This window comes from Parazoarcus sp. PS-13 R2A, assembly GCF_057621855.1.
This window is the reverse complement of sequence record NZ_JBYEXN010000007.1, coordinates 74,905-95,897: the sequence shown is the minus strand read 5'-3', so window position 1 is coordinate 95,897 and position 20,993 is coordinate 74,905. Positions and strand designations below refer to the sequence as shown.

The following is a 20,993-nucleotide window of genomic DNA, read 5'->3' as shown; positions in this document are numbered from 1 at the left end:
AGACATAACGAATCCGCGGAGAAACGCAATGCTGAAGTTCCCGATCTATCTCGACTACTCTGCGACCACGCCGGTCGATCCCCGAGTGGCCGCAGCCATGATTCCCTGGCTTACCGAGCAGTTCGGTAACCCCGCCAGCCGCTCGCATGCATATGGGTGGTCGGCAGAGAAGGCGGTCGAGGACGCACGCGAACAGGTGGCCGCACTGGTGGGTGCCGATTCGAAAGAGATCATCTGGACCTCTGGCGCAACCGAATCCAACAACCTTGCGATCAAGGGTGCAGCGCACTTCTACAAGGGCAAGCACATCATTACCCTGAAGACCGAGCACAAGGCGGTGCTGGACACCTTCCGCGAACTTGAGCGTGAAGGTTTCGAGGCCACCTATCTCGACGTGCAGGAAAACGGTCTGGTCGATCTCGAGGTGCTCAAAGCTGCGCTGCGTCCGGACACCATCCTGGTTTCGGTGATGTTCGTGAACAACGAAGTCGGCGTGATCCAGCCGATCGCCGAGATCGGCGAGATCTGTCGTGAGAAGGGCATCATCTTTCATGTCGATGCAGCGCAGGCGACGGGCAAGGTCGAGATTGACCTGAACACGCTCAAGGTCGACCTGATGAGCTTCTCGGCGCACAAGACCTACGGCCCGAAAGGCATTGGCGCGCTGTACGTCCGGCGCAAGCCGCGTGTCCGTCTCGAGGCGCAGATGCACGGCGGCGGTCACGAGCGTGGTTTGCGCTCGGGTACCCTGGCCACGCACCAGATCGTCGGCATGGGCGAGGCCTTCCGTATTGCACGTGAGGAGATGAGCACCGAAAATACGCGCATTCGCGAACTCCGCGACCGCCTGCTCAAAGGGCTGACGGACATCGAGGCAACCTATGTGAATGGCGATCTCGAGCATCGCGTTCCGCACAACCTGAACATTTCCTTCGCATACGTCGAAGGCGAGTCCCTGATCATGGCGATCAAGGATATTGCGGTCTCGTCCGGGTCGGCATGTACGTCGGCCAGCCTTGAGCCGTCCTACGTACTGCGCGCGCTGGGGCGTAACGACGAACTGGCTCACAGCTCGATTCGTTTCACCATCGGCCGTTTCACCACCGAAGAAGAAATCGACTTCACCATCGACCTGCTGCACAAGAAGATCGGCAAGCTGCGCGAGCTTTCCCCGCTTTGGGAAATGTTCAAGGACGGCGTCGATCTCGATTCCGTGCAGTGGGCTGCGCACTAAATTACAGAATCAGGAGAACGAAAATGGCATACAGCGAAAAAGTTCTGGACCACTACGAAAACCCGCGTAACGTCGGATCGTTTGCCAAGGACGACGACAGCGTTGCGACCGGCATGGTCGGCGCGCCCGCCTGTGGCGACGTGATGAAGTTGCAGATCAAGGTTGGCAAGGACGGCGTGATCGAAGACGCCAAGTTCAAGACCTACGGCTGTGGCTCGGCTATCGCGTCGAGCTCGCTCGTCACCGAGTGGGTGAAGGGCAAGACGATCGATCAGGCCCTCGAGATCAAGAACACGCAGATCGCAGAGGAACTGGCGTTGCCGCCGGTCAAGATCCACTGTTCGATCCTGGCCGAGGACGCCATCAAGGCGGCCGTTGCCGACTACAAGAAAAAGCACGAAGCCTGAGCAGGAGGTTCATGATGGGCGTCACTCTTTCCGAAAGCGCAGCCAAGCACGTTGCCAATTTCATCGCCAAGCGCGGCAAAGGCTTGGGTATCAGACTCGGGGTGAAGACCTCGGGCTGTTCCGGCATGGCATACAAGCTTGAGTTCGTTGACGAGGCGCTGACTGAAGACCTCGTGTTCGACAGCCATGGCGTCAAGGTCATCGTGGACCCGAAGAGCCTTGTGTATCTTGAAGGCACCGAACTCGACTTCGTACGTGAAGGCCTGAACGAAGGCTTCAAGTTCAACAACCCGAACGTCAAGGACGCGTGTGGTTGCGGCGAAAGCTTCAACGTCTGACGGTTTGAACGGAAGCACATGACGGCATGAGCATCGACCTGACGCAGGATTTTTTCTCCCTATTCGGCCTGCCGCGCCGTTTCGAACTGGATGAGCCGAAACTGGATCATGCTTGGCATGAGCTCCAGTCACAGGTTCATCCGGATCGTCACGCACACCTTTCCGACCTCGAGAAGCGCCGCTCCATGCAGTGGGCGACGCGAGTGAACGAAGGTTTTCGTACCTTGAAGAAGCCCTTGCCGCGTGCTCAGTACCTGCTTGAACTGGCAGGTATCGACGCCGGCCTGGAGACCAACACAGCGATGTCCCCCGAGTTCCTCATGGAACAGATGGAGTGGCGTGAAGCGGTCGAAGAGGCCCGCCAGGCGGGCGAGATCGATGAGCTCGAGCAACTGCACCAGCGCTTGCGCGGGCACTCGCGAGAAGTGATGGGCAGCCTTGCCCGCGAACTCGACGAAGCACAGGATTACGCGGCCGCGGCCGATACGGTGCGTCGCCTGATGTTCATCGAGAAACTTCAAAACGAGATTGACGACGCCCTCGAGGCACTCGAAACCTGAATCTGGAATTCCCTGATGGCACTGTTGCAGATCGCAGAACCCGGAATGTCCACCGAGCCGCACAAGCACCGGCTCGCGGTGGGTATCGACCTCGGTACCACAAACTCGCTGGTCGCCACGGTGCGCAACAGCATCGCGGTGTGCCTTGCCGATGAAACGGGCCGTTCGATGCTGCCTTCCATCGTGCGATATCGCACCGATGGCAGCATCGATGTCGGTCAGTCGGCGATTCAGGCGCAGGCAAGCGACCCGCGCAACACGATCGTGTCGGTCAAGCGTTTCATGGGACGCGGGCTCAAGGATGTAGCTCACGTCGAAACCATGCCTTACGACTTCGAGGACAGCCCCGGCATGGTGCGTTTGCGCACGGTGCAGGGCGTGAAGAGCCCGGTCGAAATCTCGGCCGAGATCCTGCGCACGCTGCGCCTGCGTGCGGAGGCGAGCCTTGGCGGTGTGCTGAGCGGCGCGGTGATCACGGTTCCGGCCTATTTTGACGATGCCCAGCGTCAGGCCACGAAGGACGCGGCCCGCCTGGCCGGGCTGGACGTACTGCGACTGCTTAACGAACCGACCGCAGCTGCGGTGGCCTATGGGCTCGATAACGCGGCCGAAGGCACGTATGCGGTGTACGACCTTGGCGGCGGCACCTTCGATCTCTCCATTCTCAAGCTGTCACGTGGCGTGTTCGAGGTGCTGTCGACCAACGGCGACGCATCGCTCGGCGGTGACGACTTCGATCATCGGCTGTTCTGCTGGATTCTCGAAGAATCGAAGTTGCCGCCGCTGTCATCCACCGACTCGCGTCGTCTGCAGATCAAGGCGCGCGAGGCGAAGGAGTTGCTGACGGCCTGTGAAGAGGCGCCAATCCACCTTGTGCTGAGCTCGGGCGAGGAGATCAACCTGGTCATCAGTCGCGACCAGTTCGCGCAACTCACCCGTCACTTGGTGCAGAAAACCCTCGGTCCGGTACGCAAGGCGCTGCGCGACGCAGGCCTGAGCCCGGAAGAGATCAAGGGCGTGGTGATGGTGGGTGGTGCGACGCGCATGCCCCACATCCAGCGCGCAGTTGCCGAATATTTTGGGCAGGAGCCGCTGACCAACCTCGACCCCGACAAAGTCGTGGCACTCGGTGCCGCAATGCAGGCGAATGCGCTGGTCGGCAACCGCAAGGAAGATGACGAGGACTGGCTCCTGCTCGACGTCATCCCGCTGTCGCTCGGCCTGGAAACCATGGGTGGCCTGGTGGAGAAGGTTGTGCCCCGGAATGCAACACTGCCGATTGCACGTGCCCAGGAGTTCACGACCTTCAAGGATGGTCAGACCGCCATGGCTTTCCACGTGGTTCAGGGCGAGCGCGAACTGGTGTCGGATTGCCGGTCGCTGGCGCGCTTCGAACTGCGCGGGATTCCGCCGATGGTGGCGGGTGCAGCCCGCATCCGGGTGGCTTTCCAGGTTGATGCCGATGGATTGCTGTCGGTGTCTGCACGCGAGATGTCCTCGGGTGTCGAGGCCAGTGTGCTGGTGAAGCCGTCCTACGGCCTGTCCGACGACGAAATCGCTGGCATGTTGCAGGCCGGTGTCGAACGTGCCGGAGACGATCTCGTTGCGCGTGCCCTGCGCGAGCAGCAGGTCGAAGCCGACCGTGTCATTGAAGCGACCGAGCAGGCGCTGCTCAAGGATGGGCAGTTGCTCGACGAGGCTGAAAGAGCGCAGATCGATGAAGTGCTTGCCCGTTTGCGCAGCCTGCGCGACGGCGAGGATCATCGCGCAATCAAGGCCGGGATCGAGGCGCTTGCCAAAGCTACCGACGAATTTGCCGCGCGGCGCATGGACAGCAGCATCCGTTCCGCGCTTGCCGGTCACAAGATAGATGAGATTCCTGTATGACCCAGATTATTGTGCTGCCGCATGTCGAACTGTGCCCGGAGGGAACGGTTCTGGAGGTTGCCGAAGGCACCACCATCTGTGACGGCCTGCTTGAAAATGGCATCGAGATCGAGCACGCATGCGAGAAGTCCTGTGCGTGCACGACCTGCCACGTGATCGTGCGTGAGGGCTTTTCCTCGCTCGGAGAAGCGGAAGAAGAGGAAGAGGATCTGCTGGACAAGGCCTGGGGCCTGGAACCGCAGTCCCGGCTCTCCTGTCAGGCTGTCGTCCGTGCCGTTCCGCTGGTGGTCGAGATTCCCCGCTACACCATCAACATGGCCAGGGAGGGCAAGCACTGATGAAATGGACTGAAGTTCAGGAGATTGGCATCCAGCTTGCCGATGCACATCCGGATGTCGACCCGACCAAGGTGAATTTTGTCGACCTGATGAACTGGGTGCTCGCCTTGCCCGAGTTTGATGACGACGCCAAGCACTGTGGCGAACGCATTCTCGAAGGTATTCAGCAGGCCTGGATCGACGAGCTGAGCTAAGCGTTCAGTCAGCGACAGTGGGCGACAGCCCGGAGTCGCAAGGAAGAAGACCCGCAAGCGTCAAGCTGAGCGGGTCTTTTTTTGCGTATCAGGCGAGCGGCTGCACCGTGTGCTTCCTGCGCGTGAGCGGACCTGTGCAGTTGATCAGTACGGGCTGTTTGCCGCGCTTTCCGGCGTTTCGTTGAGCGTCAGCCAGTACAGGGCAATCTGGCTGACGGCGTGAATGAAGCGCTCGTAGTCCACCGGCTTACGAATATAGCTGTTGGCGCCGAGCCGGTAGGCCTGCTGGATGTCCTGGATTTCGCGCGATGTCGTGAGCACCACCACTGGCAGCATCGCGGTGTGTTCTTCGGCGCGAATGCGGCGCAGCACTTCCAGACCGTCGATGCGGGGCAGTTTGAGGTCGAGCAGAATCAGCACCGGCATGACCGTCATGTCCCGCCCCTGATGTGAGCCGGTTCCGGTGAGGTAATCGATGGCCTCGACGCCATCTCTGGCCACGACAACCGGATTGGTGATCCGGTTCTTTGTGAACGCGCGTAGCGTCAGGGCTTCGTCATCGGGGTTGTCCTCGATCAGCAGAATCGGGCGTTCCATCGCCATCTTGTTCTCTCCCCGAACGTGCCGGTCTGCCATGCAGGCCGGCACGGAATTCCGGTGCGCTCAGTCCTGGGCGCCCGGCAGATCTTCTCGTCGCAGAATGAATACCATGTCTTCGCCCCCGCGTGTGCTGAGCCAGTTGAACGGTAGTTCCGGGAATGCACTTTCCACCAGATCACGATTGTGCCCGACTTCCACCGCGAGTATCCCCTCGGGGTGGAGATGACTGGCCGCCTCCGCGATCAATGTTCGCACGATGTCGAGCCCGTCGCTACCGGCAGCCAGCGCCATTTCGGGTTCGTGGCGGTATTCGGTGGGCAGGGCTGCCATTGCATCGGCCGTGACGTAGGGCGGGTTGCTCAGGATCAGGTCGAAACGACGGTCGCCGACATTGCTGAAAACGTCGCTGCGGATCAGTTCGACCTGATCGCCAAGGCCGTAGTCGTCTACGTTGCGGCGGGCGACGGCCAGCGCGTCTTCGGAAAGGTCGACCGCAGCGATGTCGGCGTTGGGGAAGACGTGTGCCATCAGGATGGCAAGGCAGCCAGAACCGGTGCACAGGTCGAGTGCGCTGGTGACGGTGTCTGGGTCCTCGATCCAGGGCGAGAACCCTTCGTCGAGCAGCTCGGCAAAGAAGGAGCGCGGCACGATCACACGTTCATCGACGTAGAAGCGGAAATCCCCGAGCCAGGCTTCCTTGACCAGATAGGCCGTGGGCACGCGTTCAACGACGCGGCGCTCGATGTTCTCGAACAGTGCAACGCGCTCATCGGACGGAATGCAGGCGTCGAGGAAGGGGTCGAGGCGGTCGATCGGGAGCGCGAGCGAGGACAGGATCAGCCATGCGGCTTCGTCGAAAACGCTGGTGACGCCGTGGCCGCAAAAAACCTGGCCGCGATTGAAACGGGTGACGGCGTAGCGCAGCCAGTCGCGTACGGTAACGAGTTCGGCAAGCGGGCCACTTTCGTGCTCGTGCTCGTGGTCGTGATCGTGTTCGTCGTGCTCGTGAGCGTCGGTGTCGTGGGTCATGTCAGGGTCAGGCAGCCAGTAGAGTGCGCAGGGTGCGCATGTAAACGGTGGAAAGCGGTGCGATCGCATCAACTGCGACGCACTCGTTCAGTTTGTGGATGGTGGCGTTCACCGGGCCGAACTCGACGACTTCGCTGCAGATATCTGCAATGAAACGGCCGTCCGAAGTGCCGCCGGTGGTGGATAGCTCGGTTTCGACGCCGAGCGTTTCGCTGATCGCGCCCGACAGTGCGGCGACGAGCTTGCCACGACCGGTGATGAAGGGCTTGCCCGAGAGGTGCCAGTCGATCGTGTATTCGAGTCCGTGGCGGTCGAGCACTTCATGCGTGCGCGCCTTCAGTTCATCTGCGGTCGATACCGACGCGAAGCGGAAGTTGAACATCACTTCGCATTCGCCGGGGATGACGTTGTTGGCACCGGTGCCGGCGTGGATATTGGAGACCTGCCAGGTGGTTGCGGGAAAGAACTCGTTGCCTTCATCCCAGCGGATGGTGGTGAGTTCGGCCAGCGCGGGTGCGAGCATGTGAATCGGATTGCGTGCCAGTTGCGGGTAGGCGACGTGTCCCTGCTGGCCCTTGACGCGAAGGGTGCCGGAGAGCGAACCGCGGCGGCCATTCTTGATGGTGTCACCCAGGGTGTTCACCGAGGTGGGTTCGCCAACGATGCAGTAGTCGAGCCGTTCGCCGCGCGCAGCGAGCGCTTCGACGACCTTGACCGTGCCGTGGGAGGCAATGCCTTCCTCGTCTGACGTAAGCAGCAGCGCAATGCTGCCGCTGTGCTTCGGGTGATCGGCAATGAACTGCTCGATCGAGGTCACGAAGGCGGCGAGCGAGGTTTTCATGTCGGCCGCGCCACGGCCGTAGAGCATGCCGTCGCGAATCGTGGGCTCGAACGGGGGGCTGTCCCAGCGCTCGAGGGGGCCGGTCGGGACAACGTCGGTGTGACCGGCAAAGCACAGTACCGGAGCCTGTTCACCGCGGCGTGCCCAAAGGTTGCAGACGCCGCCGACATCGATACGTTCAAAGCGAAAGCCCAGCGGGGCGAGACGCGCCTGGATCAGATCCAGGCAGCCTGCATCCTCGGGGGTTTCCGAGGCGCGTGAAATCAGGTCGCAGGCAAGTGCCAGCGTCGGGTCGTCGGGGAGGGGCATGTTCATGTCTTATTGTGTGCGGTACTAGCCGTTGCCGTCCAGGTGCAGGGTGAATTCACGGAAGGAGGCGCCGTCGGGCTGGGTGCTCTCGAAGTCTGTGATCTGCGGGGCCGGTTTTTCGTTGTCGGTCTTGGCGTTGGGGTTGAACTGGGCGTTGTTGATCAGCCACGACAGGTTGGTTGGCGAATCGGAGTTGGCCAGGGCCTCGTCGAGGGTGATGATCTTTTCGTGATAGAGACGGAACAGGTCCTGCTCGAAGGTCTGTGAGCCGGGGGCAAGGCTTTGCTCCATGGCTTCCTTCACCGCATTGATTTCACCACGTTCGATCAGTTCCGCCACATGACGGGTGTTCATCAGGGTCTCAACTGCCGGAATCCGCCTTCCGTCGGGTTTGCGGACCAGGCGCTGCGAGATGATGCAGCGCAGGGCAACGGAAAGGTCGAGATAAAGGAGGGAGCGGTTCTCCATCGGGAAGAAGTTGGAGATCCGGTTCAGCGCGTGATAAGCATTGTTGGCGTGCAGGGTGGCCAGGCACAGATGCCCGGTCTGCGCATAGGCGAGCGCAGCCTGCATGGTTTCCTTGTCGCGAATTTCACCGATCAGGATGCAGTCCGGCGCCTGACGCATGGCGTTGCGCAGGGCTTCGTGCCAGCTATGGGTGTCGATGCCGACTTCGCGCTGGTTGACGACCGACTTGCGGTGCTTGAACAGATACTCGATCGGGTCTTCCACCGTCAGGATATGCCCGGTGCGATTGCGGTTGCGGTGATCGATCATCGACGCAAGCGTGGTCGATTTGCCGGAACCCGTGGCGCCGACAACCAGTACCAGGCCGCGCTTTTCCATCACGACATCATTGAGCGAGCCAGGCAGGCCGAGGCTCTCGATGGTGGGGATATCACCCTGGATGAATCGCACGACCACGGCAACCGAATTGCGCTGCAGAAACACGTTGACCCGGAAGTTGCCGACATCGCGACGACCGAAGGAGAGGTTCAGCTCCTTGTCGCGCTCGAAGTGCTCGATCTGCTCCGGCGTCATCATCTCGTAGATCATCTTCTGGGTCATGGCGGGATCCATGACCTGCTGATTGATCGGTACGGTATGACCCTGAATCTTGATGTGGATCGGTGCGCCTGCGGTGATGAAGATGTCCGAGGCCTGTTTTTCGGCCATGAGCTGGAAAAGCTTGTCGAAAATCATTGCTTCGGACTCCTTGGCAGGTCAATCAAATACGGGGCCGAAGCCCCGTTGAAGGCAGAAACGTCGGATCAGGCGCGCAGCAGATCGTTGATGGCGGTCTTGGCGCGGGTCTGTGCATCCACTTTCTTCACGATGACTGCGCAGTACAGGCTGTACTTGCCGCAGGCCGACGGCAGGCTGCCGGGCACGACAACAGCGCCGGCCGGGACACGGCCGTAATGCACTTCGCCGGTTTCGCGATCGTAGATCTTGGTGCTCTGGCCAATGTACACGCCCATCGACAGCACGGCGTTCTCTTCGATGATCACGCCTTCGACGACTTCCGAGCGGGCGCCGACGAAGACATTGTCCTCGATGATCACGGGGCCGGCCTGGATCGGCTCAAGCACGCCACCGATGCCAACGCCGCCAGACAGGTGCACGTTCTTGCCGATCTGGGCGCAGGAACCAACGGTCGCCCAGGTATCGACCATGGTGCCTTCATCGACGTAGGCGCCGATGTTCACGTAGGAGGGCATCAGCACCACGTTCTTGCCGATGAAGCTGCCCTTGCGTGCGACGGCAGGCGGCACCACGCGGAAGCCGCCTTCACGGAACTGTTCGGGGGTGTAATCGCCGAACTTGGTGGGGACCTTATCGAAAAAGTTGAGGCTGCCGGCCGGCATGACTTCGTTGTCGCGCAGACGGAAGGAGATCAGAACCGCCTTCTTGATCCACTGGTTAACCACCCACTGGCCATCCTTCTTTTCGGCAACGCGCAGTGTGCCGGCGTCGAGGCCTGCAATCACGCTTTCCACGGCATTGCGGATCTCGGCCGGAGCGGAGGAGGGCGACAGGCTGGCGCGGTTTTCGAAGGCGGTGTCGATGATGGTTTGCAGTTCTTGCATTTGAAGGGGCTCTCTTACAGTTTTTGACAGAAGGCGACGATACGTTCCGCCGCTTCCACACATTCGGCGGTGTCGGCCACGAGCGCAATGCGCACGAAGCCGGCGCCGGGGTTGATTCCGCCGGACTCGCGGGCGAGGTAGCTGCCGGGCAGCACCGTCACATTATATTCAGCCTGCAGGCGGCGGGCGAATTCGGTGTCGGGCAGCGGGGTGCGCGCCCACAGGTAGAATCCGGCGTCGGGCAGTTCGACTTCGAGACACGCTGACAGCATGGGCGTGATGAGGGCGAACTTTTCACGGTACAGGCGGCGGTTTTCCGCAACATGGGCTTCGTCATTCCACGCCGCAATCGAGGTTGCCTGCACAGTATTGCTCATCGCGCAGCCGTGGTATGTGCGGTAGCGCAGGAAGTCCTTGAGAATGCGCGCGTCGCCCGCGACGAATCCCGAACGCAGGCCGGGAACGTTGGAGCGCTTGGACAGGCTGGAGAACATCACAACGTTGCGGAAATCGGTGCGGCCCAGACGGTGAGCGGCCTCGAGCGCCCCAATGGGGCGAGCGTCGTCGTCGAAATAGATCTCCGAATAACACTCGTCCGCCGCAATCACGAAATCGTGCTGGTCGGAGAGTTCGAACAGGCGCTGCCATTCTTCCTGGCTCAGAACGCGCCCGGTCGGATTGCCCGGCGAACACACGAAAACGAGTTGTACGTCGCGCCAGACCTCGTCGGGAATGCTGTCGAAGTCGGACGCAAAGCCGTTGTCAGGCACGTTGTTCAGAAATACCGGTTCAGCGCCGGCGAGAAAGGCCGCACCCTCGTAGATCTGATAGAAAGGGTTTGGACACAGCACCTTGGCGTTCGGGCGCTTGCCGTCAATGACGCACTGGCCGAAGGCGAACAGCGCCTCACGCGACCCGTTAACCGGCAGCACCTGGCTTGCCGCGTCGATGGCGGGCAAGCCGTAACGTCGCTGCAGCCAGCCGGCAATGGCGCCGCGCAACGCATCCGACCCCTGAGTGGTCGGATAAGTCGCGAGTCCGTCGAGGTTGTCCGCCAACGCCTGACTGATGAAGCCCGGCGTCGCATGCTGGGGCTCACCAATCGAAAGCCTGATTGGCTTGAGGTCGGCGGGGGGCGTAATACCCTCGAACAGGTTGCGCAGTTTTTCGAAGGGGTAGGAGTGCAGACGGGTGAGGTTCGGATTCACTTTGGAACACTTTTCATCCGGTTCTGAGGCCGGACCGAGCGGGTCGTAAAGGCCGAAGATGTTATCATGCGCCGCCTTCCCGGCATTACCGAATCCGGGTCTTGTCACCCTGTTTCCCACTCTGCCTGCGCCCCATCGTGCGTCTTTCAAAGCTCAAACTTGCCGGCTTCAAGACCTTCGTCGATCCGACGACCGTGATCATGCCGGGCAACCTGGTAGGGGTTGTCGGTCCCAACGGGTGCGGCAAGTCGAACATCATCGATGCGGTGCGCTGGGTGCTGGGCGAAACGCGGGCGTCCGCGCTGCGCGGCGAGTCGATGCAGGACGTCATCTTCAACGGCTCGACCACCCGCAAGGCGGTGTCGCGCGCAAGCGTGGAGATGGTCTTCGACAACAGCGAGGGCCGGGCGTCGGGGCAGTGGTCGCGCTATGCGGAGATCTCGGTCAAGCGGGTGCTCGACCGCAGTGGCGATTCGAGCTACTACATCAACAACGTTCATGTCCGGCGCAAGGACGTGATCGATGTGTTTCTCGGCACCGGGCTGGGGCCGAGGGCTTACGCGATCATCGAGCAGGGCATGATCTCGCGCATCATCGAGGCGCGCCCCGAGGATATCCGTGGCTTTCTCGAAGAGGCCGCAGGCGTCACCAAGTATCGCGAGCGGCGCAAGGAAACCGAAGGTCGCCTGTCGGATGCGCGCGACAACCTCGCCCGTCTGGATGACATCCGCACCGAGCTCGGTGAGCGCATCGGGCACCTCGAGGCACAGGCGGAGGTTGCCGCGCGATACAACGCGCTCAACAACTCGCACATCCAGAAGCAGCAGCTGCTGTGGCTGCTCAAGCGCAATGAGGCGCGATCGGAGCACCAGCGCCTGGTGGAGGAACTGAACCGGAACAGCCTGCGGATCGACACCGACAGCGCCCGCCTGCAGGAACTCGACAGCGCGATCGAGGCCAGTCGCGAAGCACATTTTTCGGCCTCCGAAGCGGTTCACCTTGCGCAGAGCGATCTCTTCGCTGTCAGCGCCGAGGTGACCCGGCTCGAAACCGAACTGCAGCACCTTGCCGAGGCGCGAAAGCGTCTTGAGGCCAGTCTTGCACAGCTCGAACTCGATCATGCGCACTGGATCGCTCGCCGCGAAACCATGGGTGGCGAGCGCGAACGCTGGGAAGCGCTCGCCGAGAACGCCTCGATGCGCGCTGAGCAGGCCGAAGGCCGGCATGTCGAGATTGCCGACAGGCTGCCCGATGCGGACGCTGCCCGACAGGCGGCTGATGGCACCGTGGCGGCCGCACGTCGCGAACTCGCCCAGACCGAGCAGCAGTTGCGGGTGGAAGAAGCCAACCGCGCAAGCGCGACACGTGCGCTGGACGCCCTGCAGCAGCGTCGGGCCCGCCTCGAGAGCGAGCGTGGCGCGATTCAGGGGCCGGATGCACGTGAGCTGGCAGAGCGCGAAGCACGCGTAGAGGCGCAGCAGGACGCACTCGAGGAACAGCAGGGGGCGCTCCTCGATCTGCAGGGGCGTTTGCCGGATGCGCAGGCCGGGCTGAAGCAGGCGCTGGATCACGAACGGATGGTTCAACGCCGGCTGACCGAATTGCGCGCCCGGCGCGACGCGCTGGTGCAGCTTCAATCCCGGGTGCAGTCGCAGGGCAAGCTGGGCGACTGGCTCAAGCGCCACGGTTTCGTTGAACTGCCGCCGCTGTGGCGCAGCCTGCGCGTGACCGAAGGCTGGGAGGCCGCGGTCGAGGCCATTCTCCGCGAACGCCTGTCCGCCCTTACGCTCGACGAGGGAAGCGCCGACGAGGTTGCACGCGGAATGCTCGACGAGTTGCCGCCCGAGTCGCTCGCCCTGGCGCTGGGTGGTGTGCCGATGTCCGGAGCAGTCTCATCCCCGCCAGCGGGCACCACGCCGCTGATCGAGCGCGTTCAGTTGCTGGATGAAAATCTGCGTCCGCTGCTGGAAGACTGGCTGCGCGGCTGTTACGCGGTCGAGCACATCGAGGACTGGCTGCCGCGGCGCGGGCAACTCGATGCGGATGTCTGTCTGGTAGGCGCGCGCGGTCAGGTGCTGAGCCGTCATGCCTTGATTCATTTCGTGCCCGACAGCCGCACGCATGGCGTCATGGAGCGTCAGCGCGAGATCGACCAGCTTGCAGAACAACAGCAAATGCTGGAAGACGAAGCCCGTGGTGCGCACGACGCACTGCTGGCCGCCGAGGCAGCAACGGCCGACCTGCAGGAGCACATCAACGGCCTGCGCCGCGAGCTTCAGGGCGCACAGGCACAGCTGCATGCCGAGCAGGTGGATGTGCTCAAGCTCAGTCAGGCGCTGAGCCGGGCCGAAGAAAGACGCAGCCAGCTCGAGCGCGACCTGGACGATCTCGTACGTCTGGAAGCCACCGAGCGCGAGCACCACGCCCGGGCTGAGCTCGAACACGCCCGCGCGACCGAGCTTGCCGAGCTGCAGCGCAATCGGCTCGATGCCGCGACTGAAGTTCTGCAGGAACGCGAGCAGAGCCTGCGCGAACTGCGTGCGCTGGAGCAGGCCTGCGCCCGTGATCTGCAGGAGGCACGGTTTTCGGAACGCGAGTGTGCCGGCAAACTCGAAGACATCGCCCGCAATGAGCAGCTTGCCAGCGAACAGCTCGAGCGCATCGCGCGGGAAAACAAGACGAGGGGGCAGGAGCTCGAGGCAATCGACGATGTGCGCAGCGCCGATGCGCTGCAGTCTGCGCTTGCGCTGCGCTCGACCAGGGAGGCCGCGCTGGCGTCGTGCCGTGACGCGCTGGAGCAGATGACGACGAAGCTGCGCCAGGTCGAGGAATTGCGCATGCGGACCGAGCAGGAAGCCGCGCCGGTGCGCAACCGGGTTTCCGAGCTCAGGCTGGCGGTACAGGCGGCAGAACTGGCATCAGCGCAGTTCGATGAGCGCCTGGTCGAAGCGGGGGCGGACGAAGCCGCGCTGGCGCCGCTGCTGGCGTCAGACCCGAAGGAAACGACCCTGCAGCGCGAAGTGGCACGGCTGGGACGTGAAATTGCGGAACTTGGGGCGGTAAACCTTGCCGCACTCGACGAACTGCGGGCGGCATCCGAACGCAAGGGATACCTGGATGCGCAAACCGAAGACCTCCTCCAGGCCATCGCTACGCTGGAAGACGCCATTCGCCGCATCGACCGCGACACGCGTGAGCAGCTGCAGGAGACCTACAATACCGTCAATATGCAGTTCTCCACCCTGTTCCCGCAGCTGTTCGGGGGTGGGCGCGCAGAGCTGGTGCTGACGGGTGACGAGATTCTTGATGCAGGCATCCAGATCGTGGCCCAGCCGCCGGGCAAGAAAAATGCCTCCATTCATCTGCTTTCGGGCGGAGAAAAGGCGCTGACGGCGATTGCGCTGGTGTTTGCGATGTTCCAGCTCAATCCCGCGCCCTTCTGCATGCTTGACGAGGTTGATGCGCCACTGGACGATACGAATACCGAGCGCTATGGACAGATGGTGAAGCGCATGTCATCGCAGACGCAGTTCATCTTCATCAGTCACAGCAAGATCACGATGGAGATCGCGCAGCAACTGGTCGGGGTGACCATGCAGGAGCAGGGCGTGTCGCGCGTGGTGGAAGTGGATATCGAAGAGGCGTTGCGGATGGCTGAGCCGGCCGCAGCGTAACAACAGGAATAATTATGGACAGCGAACTTCAGATTGGGTTGATCGGTGCGGGTGTCGCAGGCTTCATCGCCATCGTCGCCTACAACAAGTGGCAGGAGCGCAAGCACCGCAAGCAGGCCGAGGAGGCGTTCCGTTCAGATCATCGAGACGTGTTGCTGGAGCCGGGTGAAGGGCCACGTGCAGAGGGTGCATCGGCACGCCGCGAACCTGTCGCAGACGATGTCGCGCCGGCGCGTGCCGCGCCGTCCCGTCCTTACCGCGATCCCGCCCCCAAACGGGTGTTGCCGGATTATCCGGAGGCGCTGGATGTGCGCGCCGACTGCATCATCCGGGTCGAAGCCATCGAGCCGCTCGATGCGTCCCGCCTGTGGGCTGCACAACAGGAAGCGCTGGATGGCCTGAGCAAGGCCGTGCGCTGGTTTGGTTTCGATGACAGCGAGAATCTGTGGCATCGACTGACGCCGCACAGTGCCGGAAGTTACCACTGGTTCTGCGTAGCGCTGCAACTGGTCGACCGACAGGGTTCGATTGGCGAAGGGGACTACATCCGCTTCTCGGGTGGTGTGCAACGGGTTGCAGAGCAGTTCCTGGCGGTGCCGGCCGGCTTGCCTGCACGCAGCGAAGTGCTGGGCAACGCGACCGAACTCGACCGCTTCTGTGCAGATGTCGATGTGCAGATCGGAATCAACGTTGTCTCCGCCAATGGTCAGCCCTTCCACGGTACCAAGATTCGCGGACTGGCCGAAGCCGAGGGCCTGGTGTTGCGTGGCGACGGCTGTTTCCATGCCTGCGACGAGGAAGGGAACACCCTGTATACCCTGTGCAACCTCGAGCCCACCCTGTTTACATCCGACGGCATGCGCAGCCTTCAGACCAACGGTGTCACGCTGGTGATCGATGTGCCGAGGGTGGCCAATGGTGGTGTGGTGTTCGAGCGCATGATGCAGTTTGCAGGCCACCTCGGCAACACGCTTGGCGGCGTCGTGGTCGATGACAATCGTGCGCCCTTCGGACCGGAGGCCGCGACCCTGATCCGTACGCAGATCCAGCAGTTTCAGGAACACATGGCCGAGCAGCGTATTCCGGCCGGCGGGTCACTGGCCAGGCGACTGTTTTCTGCATGATGCCGGCTGACAGCAAGACGATCGAGCGCGCAGCCTGGCTGCGCGCCGAACTGGCCAGGCACGAGCACGCCTACTATGTGCTCGACGCGCCGACCATTCCCGATGCCGAGTACGACCGCCTGTTCCAGGAGCTGGAGGGCATCGAAAAAACGTTTCCTGAGCTTGCAAGCCCGGACTCGCCGACACGGCGGGTTGGCGGCAAGCCGCTGGCCCAGTTTCCCGCCGTCAGGCACCGCATCCCGATGCTGTCGATCCGCACCGAGACCGACACCGAAGAGAGCGGGGCGCATGCCTTCGATGCGAGGGTGCGCCGCGAGCTCGGTCTCGACGAAAGCGATCCGGACGTGGAGTACGCGACCGAGCTCAAGTTTGACGGCCTCGCCATGAGCCTGCGCTACGAGGATGGGGTGCTGGTTCAGGCTGCAACCCGCGGTGACGGCGAGAATGGCGAGGATGTCACCAGCAACGTGCGCACGGTGAGGGCGATTCCGCTGCGTTTGCGCGGTGATGTGCCGCCGGTGCTGGAAGTGCGCGGCGAGGTCTACATGCGCCGCGATGACTTCGAAGCGCTCAATGCGCGTCAATCCGCAGCGGGCGAAAAAGTCTTCGTCAATCCGCGCAATGCCGCAGCCGGCAGCATCCGCCAGCTCGATCCGGGTATTGCAGCACGTCGCCCCCTGTCGTTTTTCGCCTACGGCCTGGGTGAAACCGTGGGGTGGAACACGCCGGCCACGCATGCCGGCATTCTCGATGCACTGGAGGCTTTCGGTTTTCCGGTGTGCAAGCATCGTGACGTGGTTGCAGGTGGTGCTGGCCTGGCAGGCTTTCACACCCGGGTCGGCGCGTTGCGTGACAGTCTTGCCTTCGATATCGACGGCGTCGTCTACAAGGTCAATGCGCTTGCCCTGCAGCGCCAGCTTGGCTTCGTGACGCGTGAGCCGCGCTGGGCTGTCGCACACAAGTACCCGGCGCAGGAAGCCGTGACGCGTTTGCGTGGTATCGAGGTGCAGGTGGGGCGTACAGGGGCGGTGACGCCCGTCGCCCGGCTCGAACCCGTGTTCGTCGGCGGGGTGACTGTGACCAATGCCACCCTGCACAATCAGGACGAGATCGATCGCAAGGATATTCGCTTGGGCGACTGGGTCATTGTGCGCCGTGCGGGCGATGTCATCCCCGAGATCGTTGCACCGGTGACCGAGCGTCGTGACCAGGATCTGCCGCGCTTCAACCTGCTTGAGAGTCTGCCCCAGCGTGACGGCCTGCCGTGCTGTCCGGTGTGCGGCTCGCATGTGGTCAGGGGTGAAGACGAGGCAGTTGCACGTTGTACTGGCGGGCTATACTGCCCGGCACAGCGCAAGCAGGCGCTGCTGCATTTTGCCGGTCGCCGTGCAATGGATATCGAAGGGCTGGGCGACAAGCTGGTCGAACAGCTTGTCGATGCCGCGATCATCAAGACCCCGGTCGACATCTATCGCCTCGGCATTCTTGCGCTGGCCAATCTCGAACGCATGGGCGAAAAGTCTGCGCAGAACCTGCTGGCCGCGATCGAGAAGAGCCGTCACACAACACTGGGAAGATTCATCTTCGCGCTTGGCATCCGCAACGTCGGCGAGGCCACGGCGCGCGATCTTGCACTGCATTTCGGCAATCTGGATGCGGTGATGGCGGCTGACGAGACGCGCCTGCAGCAGGTGCCCGACGTCGGTCCGATTGTTGCGAAATGCATCGTCGAATTCTTTGCCGAGGCACATAACCGCGAAATCATCGAGCAGTTGCGCGCTGCAGGTGTCGAGTGGGCGGAGGGTGAGCCCGCACCTGTCCCTTCTGGCGCACTGGCGGGGAAGGTCTTTGTGCTGACAGGCAGCTTGCCGACGATGAGCCGCGATGAGGCCAAGGCGCTGATCGAAGCCAAGGGCGGCAAGGTGACGGGCTCCGTCTCAAAGAAGACCGATTATCTGGTTGCGGGCGCGGATGCAGGCTCGAAGCTGACGAAGGCGGAGGCGCTGGGTATCGACATTGTCGATGAGGCCGGCCTGCTCTCACTGCTGGCCAGCGCGGGTTAGGGTCTTCCACGTACACGATCAAGCATTCCCAACGTTACAGAACAGGAACACCGAGGAGTCGAATACATGAAGAAAGTCACCAAGGCCGTATTTCCCGTAGCCGGCATGGGCACGCGTTTCTTGCCCGCCACCAAGGCGAGTCCGAAGGAAATGCTGCCGATCGTCGACAAGCCCCTGATCCAGTACGCGGTCGAAGAGGCAGTGGCGGCGGGTATCACCGACATGATCTTCATCACGGGGCGCACCAAGCGCTCGATCGAGGATCACTTCGACAAGGCGTACGAGCTGGAAACCGAGCTCGAGGCACGCGGCAAGAACGAGCTGCTCGAGATCGTCAAGAAGACCGTGCCGAAAGGCGTCAACTGCATCTACATCCGCCAGTCCGAAGCGCTCGGCCTTGGGCATGCGGTGCTGTGCGCAAGCCATGTTGTGAGCGATGAGGCTTTTGCGGTCATCCTCGCCGATGACCTGCTCGACAACCCGGGCTCCTCGTCGGTGATGCAGCAGATGGTTGGTGTCTACAACTACCATCGTTGCTCGGTGCTCGGAACCATGAACGTACCGCGCGAGGAAACCCGCCAGTACGGTATCGTCAGCACCGAGAACCAGAACGGTGATGTACAGCGTGTCACCGGCATCATCGAGAAGCCGAAGCCCGCAGATGCGCCGACCACGCAGGCCGTGGTTGGACGCTACATCCTGACCCCGCGTATCTTCGATCACATTCGTGCGCTCAAGCCGGGCGCCGGTGGCGAGTATCAGCTGACCGATGCGATCGCGTCCCTGCTCAAGGAAGAGGCGGTCCTGTCTTACCAGTTCCAGGGGGTGAGATACGATTGCGGCTCCAAGATGGGCTATCTGAAGGCGACGATCGAGCTTGGTCTGCGCCATCACGAGATCGGCGAAGAGCTTTCGAGCTACCTCAACGAGCGCTTTGGCGCCGCCGTCACCAAGAAGAAGGACAAGTAAGCACCGGACTGTCGTCTGCCTTCACGATTCCCCTGCGGAAAAGTCGAAGGCAGCGCGCGCCCCTGCAGCGATGCTGAATGTCCCGCTGTGCCGCGTGCCTTTCGCCCAAGGCCCAGCCGGAAACGAAAAACGCCCCGCCTGATCACTCAGGCGGGGCGTTTTGCTGTCAGAAGCGGACTGGCTGAACTGGCTTAAGCCGCGTCGCTCTTGGCTGCACGCTTGCGGTCGTTTTCCTTGAGGTGACGCTTGCGCAGGCGGATGTTCTTCGGGGTGATCTCGACGATTTCGTCGTCGGCGATGAACTCGATTGCCGACTCCAGCGACAGACCGATCGGCGGAATCAGGCGAACCGCTTCGTCGGTACCGGACGAACGCACGTTGGTCAGCTGCTTCCCCTTGATCGGGTTGACCACGAGGTCATTGTCGCGGGTGTGGATGCCGATGATCATGCCTTCGTACAGTGCTTCACCCGGGCTCACGAACATGCGGCCGCGATCCTGGAGGTTCCACAGTGCGTAGGCAACTGCGTCGCCGTCGTTCTGCGAGATCAGCACGCCGTTGCGACGCTCGGCCATGGCGCTGGCCATCGGACCGTAGTCGTCGAACACGTGGCTGGCCAGGCCGGTACCACGCGTCATGGTGAGGAACTCGCCCTGGAAGCCGATGAGGCCACGCGCGGGGATGCGGTACTCGAGACGGACACGACCCTTGCCGTCCGGCTGCATGTCCTGCAGCTCGCCACGGCGGCGGCCGAGCTCTTCCATTACGCCGCCCTGGTGATCTTCTTCCACGTCGACGGTCAGCATTTCGTACGGCTCGCACTTGACGCCGTCGATTTCCTTGAACACGACACGCGGGCGGCCCACGGCCAGTTCGTAACCTTCGCGACGCATGTTTTCGAGCAGGATGGTCAGGTGCAGTTCGCCACGGCCGGAGACTTCGAACACGTCGGAGTCGCTGGTGAAGTTAACCCGCAGTGCGACGTTCTTGAGCAGTTCCTTTTCCAGGCGCTCGCGAATCTGGCGGCTGGTAACGAACTTGCCTTCACGGCCGGCGAGCGGCGAGGAGTTGACCATGAAGTTCATGGTCAGGGTCGGCTCGTCCACCGCGATCGGGGTCATGCCTTCAAGGTTTTCGGGGTCACAGATGGTGACGCCGATGTTGACCTGCGACAGGCCGGCCACGATCACGATGTCGCCGGCTTCGGCGGATTCGGCCGGCGAGCGCTCGAGACCCTTGAAGGTCAGGATCTGGCTGATCTTGCCCTTGCCACGGTTCTCGTCGCCGTACATCACGACGACTTCCTGGTTGGGGCGGACACGACCGCGCTTGATGCGGCCGATACCCATCTGGCCCATGTAGGTCGAGTAGTCCAGCGAGCACACCTGCATTTGCAGCGGGCCGTCCGCATCCACTTCGGGCTGCGGTACGTGCTTGAGGATGGCCTCGAACAGCGGGCGCATGTCGGTGCGCTCGTCGTCTTCGTTGATCACGGCAAAGCCGTTCAGGCCGGAGGCGTACACGACCGGGAAGTCGAGCTGCTCGTCGGTCGCGCCGAGTTTGTCAAAGAGGTCGAAGGTGTGGTTGATCACCCAGTCGGTACGTGCGCCCGGACGGTCGATCTTGTTCACCACAACGATCGGCTTGAGGCCGAGGGCAAGTGCCTTGCGGGTCACGAAGCGGGTCTGGGGCATCGGGCCTTCGACCGCATCGACCAGCAGCAGCACGCTGTCGACCATCGACAGCACGCGCTCGACTTCACCGCCGAAGTCAGCGTGTCCCGGGGTGTCAACGATGTTGATGTGGGTGTCGCCGTACTGGATGGCACAGTTCTTCGACAGAATCGTGATGCCACGTTCCTTCTCGATATCGCCCGAGTCCATGATCCGCTCGCCCATCTGCTGGTTCTCACGGAAGGTGCCGGACTGGCGCAGGAGCTGGTCAACCAGGGTCGTCTTGCCGTGGTCGACGTGGGCAATAATTGCGATGTTGCGGATGGAACGGGACATGGGAAAGGGAAGTCTTTGAAAAGTCGATCATTCTAACACGTGCTATCGCGGCGCAGCATGAATCTTCCGCGTCATTTCGCTTGCGGTCGCGTGCGGAGCGGCAAAGTGGGCGCGTGATA

18 protein-coding genes are annotated in these 20,993 nt (G+C 62.2%); 11 read left to right on the top strand and 7 right to left on the bottom strand.

All coding sequences use genetic code 11. From position 1 onward, the window contains the following. The first annotated feature begins 28 nt into the window (after positions 1-28). From AC22G6_RS08735 to iscX, 7 genes are read left to right on the top strand one after another with little or no spacing between them, the layout of a single operon-like run. Complete coding sequence (locus AC22G6_RS08735; protein WP_487366455.1) at positions 29-1,234, top strand: IscS subfamily cysteine desulfurase; 1,206 nt, start codon at positions 29-31, stop codon at positions 1,232-1,234. A gap of 23 nt (positions 1,235-1,257) precedes the next feature. Then, the gene (gene iscU, locus AC22G6_RS08730; protein ID WP_108948335.1) at positions 1,258-1,641 is read left to right on the top strand and encodes a Fe-S cluster assembly scaffold IscU; all 384 of its coding nucleotides are present in this window, start codon (positions 1,258-1,260) and stop codon (positions 1,639-1,641) included. Positions 1,642-1,655: 14 nt separating this feature from the next. Then, positions 1,656-1,979, top strand: a complete 324-nt coding sequence (iscA, locus tag AC22G6_RS08725; RefSeq protein WP_108951212.1) for an iron-sulfur cluster assembly protein IscA — start codon at positions 1,656-1,658, stop codon at positions 1,977-1,979. Positions 1,980-2,005: 26 nt separating this feature from the next. After that, positions 2,006-2,539, top strand: coding sequence for a Fe-S protein assembly co-chaperone HscB (gene hscB / locus AC22G6_RS08720; protein ID WP_108948334.1), 534 nt, complete (start codon positions 2,006-2,008; stop codon positions 2,537-2,539). A gap of 15 nt (positions 2,540-2,554) precedes the next feature. Next, on the top strand, positions 2,555-4,426 hold the full coding sequence (hscA, locus tag AC22G6_RS08715) for a Fe-S protein assembly chaperone HscA (RefSeq protein ID WP_487366454.1): 1,872 nt from the start codon (positions 2,555-2,557) through the stop codon (positions 4,424-4,426). Then, entirely contained in the window at positions 4,423-4,764 is a 342-nt protein-coding gene (fdx, locus tag AC22G6_RS08710; RefSeq protein ID WP_108948332.1) for an ISC system 2Fe-2S type ferredoxin, read from the top strand. Before hscA ends, fdx begins: the two co-directional genes overlap by 4 nt. Further along, the gene (iscX, locus tag AC22G6_RS08705) at positions 4,764-4,958 is read left to right on the top strand and encodes a Fe-S cluster assembly protein IscX (RefSeq protein WP_108948331.1); all 195 of its coding nucleotides are present in this window, start codon (positions 4,764-4,766) and stop codon (positions 4,956-4,958) included. The genes fdx and iscX overlap by 1 nt, the downstream gene beginning before the upstream one ends. Before the next feature lie 144 nt (positions 4,959-5,102). On the opposite strand, the gene AC22G6_RS08700 is transcribed toward iscX, so the two are convergent. The 6 genes from AC22G6_RS08700 to dapC all read right to left on the bottom strand — a co-directional run bounded on the left by AC22G6_RS08700 (position 5,103) and on the right by dapC (position 11,035). After that, a complete protein-coding gene (locus AC22G6_RS08700) occupies positions 5,103-5,561 on the bottom strand; it encodes a response regulator (RefSeq protein ID WP_108975080.1) in 459 nt (152 codons plus the stop codon). Between the two features lie 60 nt (positions 5,562-5,621). Further along, entirely contained in the window at positions 5,622-6,587 is a 966-nt protein-coding gene (prmB, locus tag AC22G6_RS08695; RefSeq protein ID WP_487366453.1) for a 50S ribosomal protein L3 N(5)-glutamine methyltransferase, read from the bottom strand. A gap of 7 nt (positions 6,588-6,594) precedes the next feature. Beyond that, complete coding sequence (dapE, locus tag AC22G6_RS08690; RefSeq protein ID WP_487366515.1) at positions 6,595-7,737, bottom strand: succinyl-diaminopimelate desuccinylase; 1,143 nt, start codon at positions 7,735-7,737, stop codon at positions 6,595-6,597. Between the two features lie 24 nt (positions 7,738-7,761). Beyond that, positions 7,762-8,940 carry a PilT/PilU family type 4a pilus ATPase gene (locus tag AC22G6_RS08685; RefSeq protein ID WP_108948329.1) on the bottom strand — a complete coding sequence of 393 codons (1,179 nt, stop codon included), beginning with the start codon at positions 8,938-8,940 and terminating at the stop codon, positions 7,762-7,764. Between the two features lie 68 nt (positions 8,941-9,008). After that, positions 9,009-9,827 carry a 2,3,4,5-tetrahydropyridine-2,6-dicarboxylate N-succinyltransferase gene (gene dapD, locus AC22G6_RS08680; protein WP_108948328.1) on the bottom strand — a complete coding sequence of 273 codons (819 nt, stop codon included), beginning with the start codon at positions 9,825-9,827 and terminating at the stop codon, positions 9,009-9,011. Between the two features lie 14 nt (positions 9,828-9,841). After that, on the bottom strand, positions 9,842-11,035 hold the full coding sequence (gene dapC / locus AC22G6_RS08675; protein WP_487366452.1) for a succinyldiaminopimelate transaminase: 1,194 nt from the start codon (positions 11,033-11,035) through the stop codon (positions 9,842-9,844). Between the two features lie 137 nt (positions 11,036-11,172). Between dapC and smc the strand changes: the two genes are divergently transcribed. From smc to galU, 4 genes are all read left to right on the top strand, one after another. After that, a complete protein-coding gene (gene smc, locus AC22G6_RS08670) occupies positions 11,173-14,709 on the top strand; it encodes a chromosome segregation protein SMC (protein WP_487366451.1) in 3,537 nt (1,178 codons plus the stop codon). A gap of 14 nt (positions 14,710-14,723) precedes the next feature. Then, the gene (locus tag AC22G6_RS08665; protein ID WP_487366450.1) at positions 14,724-15,833 is read left to right on the top strand and encodes a cell division protein ZipA; all 1,110 of its coding nucleotides are present in this window, start codon (positions 14,724-14,726) and stop codon (positions 15,831-15,833) included. After that, the gene (gene ligA, locus AC22G6_RS08660; RefSeq protein ID WP_487366514.1) at positions 15,833-17,896 is read left to right on the top strand and encodes an NAD-dependent DNA ligase LigA; all 2,064 of its coding nucleotides are present in this window, start codon (positions 15,833-15,835) and stop codon (positions 17,894-17,896) included. Before AC22G6_RS08665 ends, ligA begins: the two co-directional genes overlap by 1 nt. Positions 17,897-17,962: 66 nt before the next feature. Continuing rightward, positions 17,963-18,865 carry a UTP--glucose-1-phosphate uridylyltransferase GalU gene (gene galU, locus AC22G6_RS08655; RefSeq protein WP_108948324.1) on the top strand — a complete coding sequence of 301 codons (903 nt, stop codon included), beginning with the start codon at positions 17,963-17,965 and terminating at the stop codon, positions 18,863-18,865. A 191-nt stretch (positions 18,866-19,056) separates the two neighbouring features. Here the strand turns inward: galU and typA are convergent, their stop codons facing one another. Continuing rightward, a complete protein-coding gene (gene typA / locus AC22G6_RS08650) occupies positions 19,057-20,874 on the bottom strand; it encodes a translational GTPase TypA (protein WP_487366449.1) in 1,818 nt (605 codons plus the stop codon). Positions 20,875-20,993: the final 119 nt, after the last annotated feature.